Below are 11,824 nucleotides of genomic sequence, written 5' to 3'. Positions count from 1 at the left end.
CCCGCTACTCTCCTCGGCCATGGCCGACATAGTCCGCGCTACCGCAGCCGACGTCCCCGCTCTCGCCGCAGTGCTCGCCAGTGCCTACGCCGAGGATCCCGTCTGGTCCTGGCTGATGCCGCGCGACCGGGACCGGCGGCTGCGGCTGCTGTTCACCGCGCATCTGGCCCAGCAGGTCCCGGCCGGCCGGGTGTGGACCGATCCGGAACGCACGGTCGCGGCGGTGTGGGCGGAGCCCGGGAAGTGGCAGCTGCCGGTGACGTACCTGCTGCGCAACGCGGGGCCGCTGGTACGCGCGACAAGGGCCCAACTCCCGCGTACCGCCACCCGGTTGTTCGCCATGGAGCACCGCCATCCGGCCGGTCCCGAGCACTGGTACGTCGAGTACATCGGCACCCACGCGGACGCGCGCGGCACGGGGCGCGGGGCGCGGGTGCTCGGCGGGCTGCTGGAGCGGGCGGACGCGGACGGACGGCCGGTCTTCCTGGAGTCCAGCAACCGTCGCAACCTCACCTTCTACCAGCGGCACGGCTTCGTCGTGCACGAGGAGATGACGTTTCGGTCCGGGCCGCCGATGTGGTCGATGTGGCGCCGGCGGGACGCGGACTGACCCGCGTGGACGAGCGCGACCGGCCCGGGCAGTGGGCGCCCACTCCGAGGCCGTGCGCGAGCCGGACAGGCTCGCCGACACCCCGAAGGCGTAGCCCGTACCCCTGTTCTCAGCCGCTGAGCTCCCACAGCAGCACCTCGGCCGGCCCCTCCGCCACCAGCTCCAGCCCTTCCTCGCCGGTGATCCGCACCGAGTCGCCCGGCTCCAGCACCTCGTCGCCGAGCCGCACGCCGCCGGCCACCACATGGACGTACACCCGCGCCGCGTCCGGCACTTCCACCCGCTCCCCCGCGCCCGGCCGGCGCACATGCAGCATCGCACCGGCCGCCGGGAGGGCGTACGGGGTGGAGTCGGCGATGCCGGGGACGGTCGTGTACGAGGGTTCGCCGCCCGGTTCGAGCGGCGCGAGCCACATCTGGATGAACGTCAGCGGCGCGTCGCCGTCATTGCGTTCGACGTGCCGGACGCCGGAGGCGGCGCTGAGGTGCTGGAGGTCACCGGGCCTTACGACCGTGGCGTGGCCGGTGGAGTCGCGGTGGGTCAGCTCGCCCTCGACGACCCAGGTGACGATCTCCGTATGGCTGTGCGGGTGTTCCTCGAAGCCCGCACCGCTCTCCAGCCGCTCCGAGTTGCAGGCCATGATCGCGCCGAAGCGCAGATTGTCCGGGTCGTAGAAGCTGCCGAAGGAGAAGGCGTGCCGGGTCAGGATGCCGGCGTCCTGGTCCCCGCCCTGGAAGCGGTCCTCGGCGCGGTGTACGGAAATCACCTGCCCACGGTAGCCGGGCCGGCGCGCGGCCGGATGCCCCGGCGGCCACCGGCCGGTACGAGCGGGAGCGTGGAGAATCCCCCGGCCCGCTACCCGCCGGTACGACACCGCGGTCGCCCCGGCCCTCCGTGCCCGTCGCCCGATAAGGCAATCTTGTCTCCGTGCCCCGACCCGATCCTGAGCAGCCCGCTGCGAACGACGCCCACCTGCATGCCGCGACCCTGAAGCGCCTGGAACAGTCCTCCGGCCGGCTCGCCGCGAACGCGATCGCCCGCATGGACGAGTCGCTGCCGTGGTACCGGGCGATGCCACCGGAGAACCGGTCCTGGATCGGGCTGGTGGCCCAGGCCGGTATCGCGGCGTTCACCGAGTGGTTCCGGCATCCGGAGACCCCGCAGGCCATCTCCACCGATGTCTTCGGCACGGCGCCGCGCGAGCTGACCCGGGCGATCACCCTGCGGCAGACCGTCGAGATGGTGCGCACCACGATCGAGGTCATGGAGGCCGCGATCGAGGAGGTCGCCGCGCCCGGCGACGAGTCGGTGCTGCGCGAGGCGCTGCTGGTCTACGCCCGGGAGATCGCCTTCGCGACCGCCCAGGTGTACGCGCAGGCCGCCGAGGCGCGCGGCGCCTGGGACGCCCGGCTGGAGTCCCTCGTGGTCAACGCGGTGCTGTCCGGCGAGGCCGACGAGGGCGCCGTGTCACGCGCCGCGGCGCTCGGCTGGAACTCTCCCGAGCACGTCTGCGTGGTGCTCGGTACGGCCCCGGACGGCGACAGCGAGCTGACCGTGGAGGCGATCCGGCGGGCCGCCCGGCACGCCAAGCTCCAGGTGCTGACCGGGGTCCTCGGCAACCGCCTGGTCGTCATCGCGGGCGGCAGCGACAACCCGCTGCACGTCGCGAAGGCGCTGATCGGCCCGTACGCGGCGGGCCCCGTCGTGGCCGGCCCCGTGGTGCCCGACCTGCTGGCGGCCACCCGGTCCGCGCAGGCCGCCGCCGCCGGGCTGAAGGCGTGCAGCGCCTGGCAGGACGCCCCCAGGCCGGTGCTCGCCGACGATCTGCTGCCGGAGCGCGCGATGGCGGGCGACCCCGCCGCACGGGACCAATTGGTGGAGGAGATCTACAGACCGCTGGAGGAAGCGGGCTCCGCGCTCCTGGAAACGCTGAGTGTCTATCTGGAACAGGCGAGCAGCCTGGAGGGCGCGGCCAGAATGCTCTTCGTCCACCCGAACACCGTGCGCTACCGGCTCCGACGTGTGACAGACGTCACCGGATGGTCACCGTCCGACGTCCGCTCGGCGTTCACGCTGCGGATCGCCCTGATTCTGGGGCGCTTGGCCGCGAGAGATCCTCAGTCCTAGACTTTTGTCGGACATCAACAATTCCCCATACGGTTCTTCGTCCCTGTCCCCACGGGTGTCCGGGACCGTTCACAAGAGAGAGTGTGAGGGTGCTCGTACTCGTCGCTCCCGGCCAAGGCGCTCAGACGCCCGGCTTCCTGACTCCCTGGCTCGATCTCCCCGGTGCCAACGACCGCATCGCGGCGTGGTCCGACGCCATCGGGCTCGACCTCGTCCACTACGGCACCAAGGCCGACGCGGACGAGATCCGTGACACCTCGGTGGCGCAGCCGCTGCTGGTGGCCGCCGGTCTGCTCTCCGCCGCCGCGCTCGACGCGTCGCCGGACGTCGTCGCAGGTCACAGCGTTGGCGAGATCACCGCTTCGGTCTACGCCGGAGTCATCGACGACACGGCCGCGCTGCGTCTGGTGCGGACCCGCGGGCTCGCCATGGCCGAGGCCGCCGCGGTCACCGAGACCGGCATGGCGGCGCTGCTGGGCGGCGACCCGGACGTGTCGGTCGCGCACCTGGAGAAGCTCGGGCTGACCCCGGCGAACGTCAACGGGGCCGGTCAGATCGTCGCCGCGGGCACCGCCGCGCAGATCGCCGCGCTGACCGGGGACATGCCCGAGGGCGTGCGCCGCGTGGTGCCCCTCAAGGTCGCCGGAGCCTTCCACACGCACCACATGGCCCCCGCCGTCGAGCGGCTGCGCGATGCCGCCGCGGAGCTGACGCCCGCCGATCCGGCCGTGACATATGTCTCGAACGCCGACGGGAAGGCCGTCGCCACCGGCGACGAGGTCATCTCCCGGCTGGTCGGCCAGGTGGCCAACCCGGTCCGCTGGGACCTGTGCATGGAGACCTTCAAGGAGCTGGGTGTCACGGCTCTGATCGAGGCATGCCCCGGCGGAACCCTCACGGGCCTCGCCAAGCGCGCGCTGCCCGGTGTGAAGACGCTCGCGCTCAAGACCCCCGACGACCTCGACGCGGCCCGCGCGCTCATCTCCGAGCACGCCGGCGCCTAAGGAGCCCGAGAGAATGTCGAAGATCAAGCCCAGTCAGGGCGCCCCGTACGCACGGATCATGGGTGTCGGCGGCTACCGCCCGACCCGTGTCGTGCCGAACGAGGTGATCCTCGAAACGATCGACTCGTCCGACGAGTGGATCCGTTCGCGCTCCGGCATCGCCACCCGCCACTGGGCCTCCGAGGAGGAGACCGTGGCCGCGATGTCCGTGGAGGCGTCCGGCAAGGCCATCGCGGACGCCGGCATCACGCCCGAGCAGATCGGCGCCGTGATCGTCTCCACCGTCTCGCACTTCAAGCAGACCCCGGCCATCGCGACCGAGATCGCCCACAAGGTCGGCGCGGGCAAGCCCGCCGCCTTCGACATCTCGGCCGGCTGCGCGGGCTTCGGCTACGGTCTGACCCTCGCCAAGGGCATGATCGTCGAGGGTTCCGCGGAGTACGTCCTGGTCATCGGCGTGGAGCGGCTCAGCGACCTCACCGACAAGGAGGACCGCGCGACGGCCTTCCTGTTCGGTGACGGCGCGGGTGCGGTCATCGTCGGTCCCTCCAAGGTGCCGGCCATCGGCCCGACCGTGTGGGGTTCCGAGGGCGACAAGTCGGAGACCATCAAGCAGACCGTGGCGTGGGACGAGTTCCACGCCGAGCGTCCGGAGAAGTTCCCGGCCATCACCCAGGAGGGCCAGGCGGTGTTCCGCTGGGCCGTCTTCGAGATGGCGAAGGTCGCCCAGCAGGCGCTGGACGCGGCCGGGATCTCCCCGGAAGACCTGGACGTCTTCATTCCGCACCAGGCCAACATGCGGATCATCGACTCGATGGTGAAGACCCTGAAGCTGCCGGAGAACGTCACCGTCGCCCGCGACGTGGAGACCACCGGCAACACCTCCGCCGCCTCGATCCCGCTCGCTATGGAGCGGCTCCTGGCGACCGGTCAGGCGAAGAGCGGCGACACCGCGCTCGTCATCGGCTTCGGGGCGGGTCTCGTCTACGCCGCGACGGTCGTTACCCTCCCCTAGGCACACCAGGCCGTTTCGGCCCGGACGTCCGAACCCTGTAGATAAATACCGAAGGAGCCATCATGGCCGCCACCCAGGAAGAGATCGTCAGCGGTCTCGCAGAGATCGTCAACGAGATCGCCGGCATCCCGGTCGAGGACGTCCAGCTGGACAAGTCCTTCACCGACGACCTGGACGTCGACTCGCTGTCCATGGTCGAGGTCGTCGTCGCCGCCGAGGAGCGCTTCGACGTCAAGATCCCCGACGACGACGTCAAGGGCCTCAAGACGGTCGGCGACGCTGCCGACTACATCCTCAAGCACCAGGCCTGATCAGCCCGGCTCCTGTGTCGCCACCCGGCGGTGGCGCCGCTGATTCACGACCCTCTACACGTGGAGAAGATTTTCCAGTGAACTCGACCAATCGCACCGTGGTCGTCACCGGTATCGGCGCAACCACTCCGCTGGGTGGCGACTCGGCGTCGACCTGGGAAGGTCTGATGGCCGGTCGTTCCGGCGTCAAGCCTCTCGAGGGCGAACGTTTCGCCGAACTGCCCGTCCGGATCGCCGCCCTCGCGGCCGTCGACCCGGGCGACGTCCTGCCCCGCCCGCTCGCCCGCAAGCTGGACCGCTCGGCGCAGTTCGCGCTGATCGCGGCCCGCGAGGCCTGGGCGGACGCCGGTTTCACCGGCAAGGCCGGCGAGGACGAGAAGATCCAGCCCGAGCGGCTGGGTTCGGTCATCGCCTCCGGCATCGGCGGCGTGATCACCCTGCTCGACCAGTACGACGTGCTCAAGGAGAAGGGCGTACGCCGCGTCTCCCCGCACACCGTGCCCATGCTCATGCCCAACGGCCCGGCGGCCAACGTCGGCCTGGAGGTCAACGCCCAGGCCGGTGTGCACACCCCGGTCTCGGCCTGCGCCTCGGGCGCCGAGGCGATCGGGTACGCCGTCGAGATGATCCGCACCGGCCGTGCCGATGTGGTCCTCGCCGGTGGCACCGAGGCGGCGATCCACCCGCTGCCGATCGCCGCGTTCGCCAACATGATGGCGATGTCCAAGAACAACGAGGAGCCCCAGAAGGCCTCCCGCCCGTACGACACCGGCCGTGACGGCTTCGTGCTCGGCGAGGGTGCCGGGGTCGTCGTCCTGGAGTCCGCGGAGCACGCCGCGAAGCGTGGCGCCAAGGTCTACTGCGAGGTGCTGGGCCAGGGCCTGTCCGCGGACGCCCACCACATCGCGCAGCCCGAGCCGACCGGGCGCGGCATCGCCGCCGCGATGCAGAACCTGCTGGACCAGACGGACCTCAAGCCGTCCGAGGTCGTGCACCTCAACGCGCACGCCACCTCGACGCCGCAGGGCGACGTCGCGGAGCTGAAGGCGCTGCGCAAGGTCCTGGGCGACGACCTGGACCATGTCGCGATCTCCGCGACGAAGTCGATGACCGGTCACCTCCTCGGTGGCGCCGGCGGTATCGAGACGGTCGCGACGGTGCTGGCGCTGCACCACCGGATGGCCCCTCCGACGATCAACGTCGAGCACCTCGACGAGGCCGTGGAGGCGGACATCGTGCGCGACGAGCCGCGTCCGCTGCCGGAGGGCTCGATCGCCGCGATCAACAACTCGTTCGGGTTCGGCGGGCACAACGTGGTCCTGGCGTTCCGCAGCGTCTGACCTGCGGTCCGCAGCCCCGGTACGACGATGCCGCCTTCCCCTGCCGGGGGAGGCGGCATCGTACGTTGCGCGGGGCGCCCGCCGCTTCACGAGCCGGAACTACACCACCTGGTGCAGCCACCGCACCGGCGCGCCCTCGCCCGCATGACGGAAGGACTCCAGTTCGTCGTCCCAGGGCTTGCCGAGCAGCTTGGCGATCTCGGCCTCCAGGTCGCTCTCGCCCCGCGCGGACCGTGCCAGCGCGGCCCGCAGCCGGTCCTCGGGCACCAGGATGTCGCCGTGCATGCCGGTGACGGCGTGGAAGATGCCGAGGCCGGGCGTGGAGCTGTAGCGCTCGCCCTCCGACGTGGCGCTCGGCTCCGCCGTCACCTCGAAGCGCAGCAGGTCCCAGCCCCGCAGCGCGGAGGCGAGCTTGGACGCCGTGCCCGGGCGGGCCTGCCAGGAGAACTCGGAGCGCCAGGTGCCGGGCGCGGCGGGCTGTCTGATCCAGTCGAGCTGGACCCGCACACCGAGGACACCCCCCACCGCCCATTCGACATGGGGGCAGAGCGCGCGCGGTGCGGAGTGAACGTACAGAACTCCACGTGTCGTCACCGGGACCTCCAGTGTGGGACGAAGTTCGCCTTTCCCAGCGTCCTCGCGCCCGTACCGTCTCTTCTCGGCCGGATCCCGAGGTTGTCATCAGTAAACAGCATCGGGGTGAAACTCCTGAAAAGGGACAGTATGTGACGTGATGTGATTTCCTGAAAGCCACCCGAGTGGAGCCGGGTGGGGGAACGCGCCGCTGGTTCGACGAGGAAAAGCTACCGCGCGGCGGGGGCCCAGGTGTGACGTACGGTCGGTCCCGGGCCCATCATTCGCTCAGCTTTCACCCGCCAGGGCGTCCGCGCCTTCCGACCGGTGCCACCAGGGGTTGCCGGGGGCATAACCGAGGGGACCAAGGGATGCAGGATCGTTCCGCCCGCCGCCGTTCGCGTACCGCGGCCGCCGTCCTGGCGGCGGTCTCGTTGCTCGGTACGGCCGTTCTGACCGGCTGTGACTCCGGCCCGGAGGGGACGACGAAGGGGGCGGCCGCACAGCCGTCCGCCCGGCCGGGGCCGGTCTGGGACCGCGAACCGGGTTCGGTGGCCGCCGTCGGCGACTCCATCACCCGTGGCTTCGACGCCTGTTCGGTGCTGGCGGACTGCCCGGAGGTGTCCTGGGCGACCGGCACCGACAGCGAGGTGCGCAGCCTCGCCGTGCGGCTGCTCGGTGCGTCGGGGGCCTCCTCGCGCAGCTGGAACCACGCCGAGACCGGCGCCAGGATCGCGCAGTTGCCGGAGCAGATGGCGGCGGCCGCGAAGGAGAAACCCGATCTGGTGACGGTGATGATCGGCGCCAATGACGCCTGCCGGGACTCGGCGCGGTACATGACTCCGGTGGCTGATTTTCGTTCCTCCTTCGAGGCGTCGATGCGTCAGCTGCGGGCCGGGGCGCCCAAGGCGCAGGTGTACGTGTCGAGCGTGCCGGATCTCAAGCGGCTCTGGTCGACGGGGCGCGGGAACGCGCTGGGCAAGCAGATCTGGAAGCTGGGGATCTGCCGGTCGATGCTGGGCGACGCGGACGACATGGGCGCGCCCGCGATGGCCCGGCGGGCATCGGTGCAGGACCGGGTCGTGGCGTACAACAAGGTGCTCCGGGAGGTCTGCGCGAAGGACCTGCGCTGCCGTTACGACGGCGGGGCGGTCTTCGACTACCCGTTCACCGGCGAGCAGCTCAGCCAGTGGGACTGGTTCCATCCGGGGCGCGACGGGCAGGCGAGGCTGGCGGAGATCGCCTACCGCAATGTCACCGCGGCCCGGCCACCCACGTAGGCTCCATGATCATGATCACTGGTCCGGGCACGGCGATGCGTACGGAAGAGTTCGGCACCCTCGCGGACGGCACCCGGGTGCACCGCTGGACGCTGGAGCGGGACGGTACGCGGGTGCGTGTGCTGACGTACGGCGGCATCGTGCAGTCGGTCGAGGTGCCCGACCGGGACGGGGTGCGGGCCGGGATCGCGCTCGGGCTGCCCGATCTCGCCGGGTACCGGACGTTCCCCGGCCCGTACTTCGGCGCGCTGGTCGGGCGGTACGCGAACCGGATCGGCGGGGCACGTTTCGAACTGGACGGCCGCGTCCACCGGCTGACGGCCAACGAGGGCCGCAACCAGGTGCACGGCGGGGCCGAGGGCTTCGACAAGCGCGTGTGGCGGGCCCGGGAGGTGGCGGACGGTGTCGAGCTGTCGCTGGTCTCCGAGGACGGCGAGGAGGGCTTCCCGGGCCGTCTGGCGGTGTCGGCGGCCTACACCCTGGACGAGGGCGGGGCGCTGCGGATCACGTACCGGGCGAGCACCGACGCGCCGACGGTGCTGAACCTGACGAACCACACGTACTGGAACCTGGCGGGCGACGACAGCGGCAGCGCGCTCGGGCAGACGCTGCGGATCGCGGCCGGGCGAATCACTCCGGCGGACGCCGAATCGCTGCCCACGGGCGAGTTCCTGCCGGTGGACGGCACCCGGTTCGACTTCCGGGAGCCGGGGCCGGTCGGCGCGGGCTACGACCACAACTTCGTGCTGGACACGGCGGGCACGGGTCCGGCGGCCGAGCTGTACGACGCGGCTTCGGGGCGGGTGCTGACCGTGACCACCACGGAGCCGGGGCTCCAGCTGTACACGGCGGACCACTTCGACGGGCGGCCGTTCGGACCGTGTGCCGGGATCGCTCTGGAGACCCAGCACTTCCCCGACTCCCCGAACCGGCCCGCGTTCCCTAGCACGGTGCTGCGGCCGGGCGAGGAGTTCGTCTCGACGACCGTGTACGGATTCTCGGTGCGCTGACGGGGTGGCAGGGGGACGGGTGCCGTCCGGTCCCCCTGCCCGGCCGCCTATTCCTTGATGTCCAGGACCGCCGTCCGGCGTACGTCACCGAGCGAATGGGCCGCCTGCACCTCGTAGGTGCCGGGGACGACGACCCAGTCGTACGCCTCCTCGTCCCAGATCTCGAACGCGCGCCGCTCCAGCGCGATGACCGCCTCGGTGCTCTCGCCGGGCGCCGCCTCGACCCGCGCGAAGCCGGCCAGCCGGCGGACCGGGCGTCCGGCGGTGCCGTCCCGGGGCGCCAGGTAGACCTGGACGGTCTCGGCGCCCGGCCGGGTGCCGGTGTTGCGGACGCGGACGGTGGCGGAGTCCGGGCCGGCCTCCAGGCTCTCGTACTCCCAGGTGGTGTAGCCCAGTCCGTGGCCGAAGGGGTAGGCGGGCGTGGTGCCGGCCTTCTCCCAGGCCCGGTAGCCGACGAAGACGCCCTCGTCGTAGTGGAGTTCGCCGTCGGTCGGCGTGGTGTTGAGGACCGGTACGTCGGCGAGCGCGGCCGGCCAGGTGGTGGGGAGGCGCCCGCCCGGTTCCGCGGCGCCGAGCAGGACGTCCGCGAGCGCGTGGCCGGCCTCCTGGCCGGGGAACCAGCTGAGCAGCACCGCGGCGACCTCGTCGCGCCACGGAAGCTCCACCGGGGAGCCGGAGTTGACGATCACGACGGTGTTCGGGTTGACGGCGGCGACGGCACGGACCAGGTCGTCCTGGCGGCCGGGGAGCCTCAGGTCGGTGCGGTCGAAGCCCTCGGACTCGACTCGTTCGGTGGTGCCGACGACCACGATCGCGGTGTCCGCGGCGCGGGCCGCCCCGACGGCCTCGTCGATCAGCTCCTGCGGGTCGCGGCGCGGGCCGAGGTGGCAGAGCGAGAACGAGACGCCGAGGACCGGCTGGTCGTCGCCCAGGGTCTCGGGGATCTGCCGCAGCGAGACCTCGACGGCTTCGCCCGCGGTGAGGCTGATCCGGCCGCGCTCCAGCGGGTTGCCGAAGAATGCCTCGCCGGGGTCGGCGGATCCGGTGACCCGGTGGATCTCGTCGTACAGGGTCTCGCCCGCGACGGTGAGGGTGAGCGCGCCGGTGCCACGGGTGCCGAAGACGTGCTCGCCGCTGTCGCGCGGGACGAAGGTGCCGGTGATCTCGACGGTGTGCAGGGTCGCGCGGGTGACGCCCTCGGGGAGGTCGTCACCGATCCACTGGACGGTGCCGCCGCGCAGCGGTGCGGTGCCGATGACGGTGCCGGCCTCGTCGTAGCAGACCGCCGTGAGGTCGAAGCCCTTCTCGGCGGGGGTGAGTTCGGTGTTCGGGTCGGCGCCGACCCGGAAGTCGACGACGTCCCCGGGGAGGGCCGCGAGGAGGCCGTCGAGCGGGGTGACGATGTGGTGCGGGAAGACCTGGGCGGAGCCGCCGCCGAGGACCCGGGCGTCCCGGGCGAGCGCCCCGCTGACCGCGATCCTGCGGACGGCCGCCGGGTCGATCGGGAGGGCGGCGCGTTCGTTGCGCACCAGCACGAAGGAGCGGCGGGCGATCTCGCGGGCCAGCGCGTCGCCGTCGACGGCGTCGGGGCGGGCGGCCTCGTCGACGACCGGCGGGGCACCGTCCAGGATGCCGACCCGGGCGGCCAGCCGCAGCACATTGCGTACGGCGCCGTCGACGACGGACTCCTCGGCCTCGCCGGCCCGCACGGCGTCGGCGAGCGCCTTGCCGTACACCGTCTTCGGGCCGGGCATCGCGACGTCGAGGCCGCCGTTGACGGCGGCGACGGTGGAGCGGGCGGCCAGCCAGTCGGAGACGATGTAGCCGTCGAAGCCCCATTCGCCGCGCAGCACCGCGTTCTGCAGATAGCGGTGCTCGGTCATGGTGGAGCCGTTGACCCGGTTGTAGGCCGACATGATGCCCCAGGGGTGGGCGTTCCTGACGATCCGTTCGAACGGGGCGAGGTAGATCTCGCGCAGGGCGCGCGGGGAGACGATGTTGTCGACGGTGAAGCGGTCGGTCTCGGCGTCGTTGGCGACGAAGTGCTTGACGGTCGTGCCGACCCCGCCGTCCTGCACCCCGAGCACATAGCCGGTGCCGATCTCGCCGGTGAGGTACGGGTCCTCGCTGTACGTCTCGAAGTGGCGCCCGCCGAGCGGGGACCGGTGGATGTTCACGGTCGGGGCGAGGAGGACGTGCACCCCCTTGCGGTGGGCCTCCTGCGCGAGCAGCCGGCCGGCCCGGCGGGCCAGGGCCGGATCCCAGGTCGCGGCCAGCGCGGTGGGCGAGGGCAGCGCGACGGACGGGTCGTCGGCGCTCCAGGAGACGCCCCGGACCCCGATCGGCCCGTCGGACATCACCAGGGAACGCAGCCCGATCTCCGGGAGCGCGGGCAGCGACCACATGTCCTGGCCGGCCAGGAGTCGCGCCTTGTCGTCGAGTCCCAGCGCGGCGAGCGCCGCGTCGACCACGGCCTCACGGACCGCATCGGGGTTGGTGGGTGTGGACGCGTCTGCCACGGCCGTGCCTCCTGGTCGGATTCTGGACTGAATAC

The 11,824-nt window shown here is 71.8% G+C and carries 11 protein-coding genes; 8 read left to right on the top strand and 3 right to left on the bottom strand.

Annotation, left to right across the window (positions count from 1 at the left end):
• Window positions 1-19: 19 nt before the first annotated feature.
• Entirely contained in the window at window positions 20-610 is a 591-nt protein-coding gene (locus ACFVH0_RS04290; protein ID WP_385817933.1) for a GNAT family N-acetyltransferase, read from the top strand.
• Between the two features lie 109 nt (window positions 611-719).
• On the opposite strand, the gene ACFVH0_RS04285 is transcribed toward ACFVH0_RS04290, so the two are convergent.
• On the bottom strand, window positions 720-1,376 hold the full coding sequence (locus ACFVH0_RS04285) for a pirin family protein (RefSeq protein ID WP_385817932.1): 657 nt from the start codon (window positions 1,374-1,376) through the stop codon (window positions 720-722).
• A gap of 161 nt (window positions 1,377-1,537) precedes the next feature.
• On the opposite strand from ACFVH0_RS04285, the gene ACFVH0_RS04280 reads away from it, so the two are divergent.
• The 5 genes from ACFVH0_RS04280 (at window position 1,538) to fabF (ending at window position 6,407) form a co-directional block, all read left to right on the top strand.
• A complete protein-coding gene (locus ACFVH0_RS04280; protein ID WP_385817931.1) occupies window positions 1,538-2,737 on the top strand; it encodes a PucR family transcriptional regulator in 1,200 nt (399 codons plus the stop codon).
• 89 nt (window positions 2,738-2,826) lie between these two features.
• A complete protein-coding gene (locus ACFVH0_RS04275; RefSeq protein WP_385817930.1) occupies window positions 2,827-3,741 on the top strand; it encodes an ACP S-malonyltransferase in 915 nt (304 codons plus the stop codon).
• A gap of 13 nt (window positions 3,742-3,754) precedes the next feature.
• Window positions 3,755-4,756 (top strand): ketoacyl-ACP synthase III, encoded by a 1,002-nt coding sequence (locus tag ACFVH0_RS04270; protein WP_385817929.1) that lies wholly within the window; start codon window positions 3,755-3,757, stop codon window positions 4,754-4,756.
• 62 nt (window positions 4,757-4,818) lie between these two features.
• The gene (locus ACFVH0_RS04265; RefSeq protein WP_385817928.1) at window positions 4,819-5,067 is read left to right on the top strand and encodes an acyl carrier protein; all 249 of its coding nucleotides are present in this window, start codon (window positions 4,819-4,821) and stop codon (window positions 5,065-5,067) included.
• 77 nt (window positions 5,068-5,144) lie between these two features.
• On the top strand, window positions 5,145-6,407 hold the full coding sequence (gene fabF, locus ACFVH0_RS04260; protein ID WP_385817927.1) for a beta-ketoacyl-ACP synthase II: 1,263 nt from the start codon (window positions 5,145-5,147) through the stop codon (window positions 6,405-6,407).
• A gap of 99 nt (window positions 6,408-6,506) precedes the next feature.
• On the opposite strand, the gene ACFVH0_RS04255 is transcribed toward fabF, so the two are convergent.
• The gene (locus tag ACFVH0_RS04255; protein ID WP_385817926.1) at window positions 6,507-7,001 is read right to left on the bottom strand and encodes a DUF3145 domain-containing protein; all 495 of its coding nucleotides are present in this window, start codon (window positions 6,999-7,001) and stop codon (window positions 6,507-6,509) included.
• A gap of 350 nt (window positions 7,002-7,351) precedes the next feature.
• Here ACFVH0_RS04255 and ACFVH0_RS04250 point away from each other — a divergent pair, with 350 nt between their 5' ends.
• Both ACFVH0_RS04250 and ACFVH0_RS04245 read left to right on the top strand, forming a co-directional pair.
• Window positions 7,352-8,260, top strand: a complete 909-nt coding sequence (locus ACFVH0_RS04250) for an SGNH/GDSL hydrolase family protein (RefSeq protein ID WP_385817925.1) — start codon at window positions 7,352-7,354, stop codon at window positions 8,258-8,260.
• Between the two features lie 11 nt (window positions 8,261-8,271).
• On the top strand, window positions 8,272-9,270 hold the full coding sequence (locus ACFVH0_RS04245) for an aldose epimerase family protein (RefSeq protein ID WP_385817924.1): 999 nt from the start codon (window positions 8,272-8,274) through the stop codon (window positions 9,268-9,270).
• Between the two features lie 47 nt (window positions 9,271-9,317).
• Here ACFVH0_RS04245 and ACFVH0_RS04240 read toward each other — a convergent pair whose 3' ends face one another.
• Window positions 9,318-11,789 (bottom strand): glycoside hydrolase family 3 protein, encoded by a 2,472-nt coding sequence (locus ACFVH0_RS04240; RefSeq protein WP_385817923.1) that lies wholly within the window; start codon window positions 11,787-11,789, stop codon window positions 9,318-9,320.
• Between the last annotated feature and the right edge of the window lie 35 nt (window positions 11,790-11,824).

Source organism: Streptomyces sp. NPDC127117, from assembly GCF_042677325.1.
Classification (GTDB): domain Bacteria; phylum Actinomycetota; class Actinomycetes; order Streptomycetales; family Streptomycetaceae; genus Streptomyces.
Note: the sequence above shows the minus strand (reverse complement) of the source record. Positions and strands in the feature narration are given on the sequence as shown.

What these genes read in the sequence shown, in the direction of transcription:
- ACFVH0_RS04290 (WP_385817933.1), top strand. Translation starts at nt 20, where the DNA reads ATGGCCGACATAGTCCGCGCTACCGCAGCCGACGTCCCCGCTCTCGCC.
- ACFVH0_RS04270 (WP_385817929.1), top strand. Translation starts at nt 3,755, where the DNA reads ATGTCGAAGATCAAGCCCAGTCAGGGCGCCCCGTACGCACGGATCATG.
- ACFVH0_RS04250 (WP_385817925.1), top strand. Translation starts at nt 7,352, where the DNA reads ATGCAGGATCGTTCCGCCCGCCGCCGTTCGCGTACCGCGGCCGCCGTC.
- ACFVH0_RS04245 (WP_385817924.1), top strand. Translation starts at nt 8,272, where the DNA reads ATGATCACTGGTCCGGGCACGGCGATGCGTACGGAAGAGTTCGGCACC.
- ACFVH0_RS04265 (WP_385817928.1), top strand. Translation starts at nt 4,819, where the DNA reads ATGGCCGCCACCCAGGAAGAGATCGTCAGCGGTCTCGCAGAGATCGTC.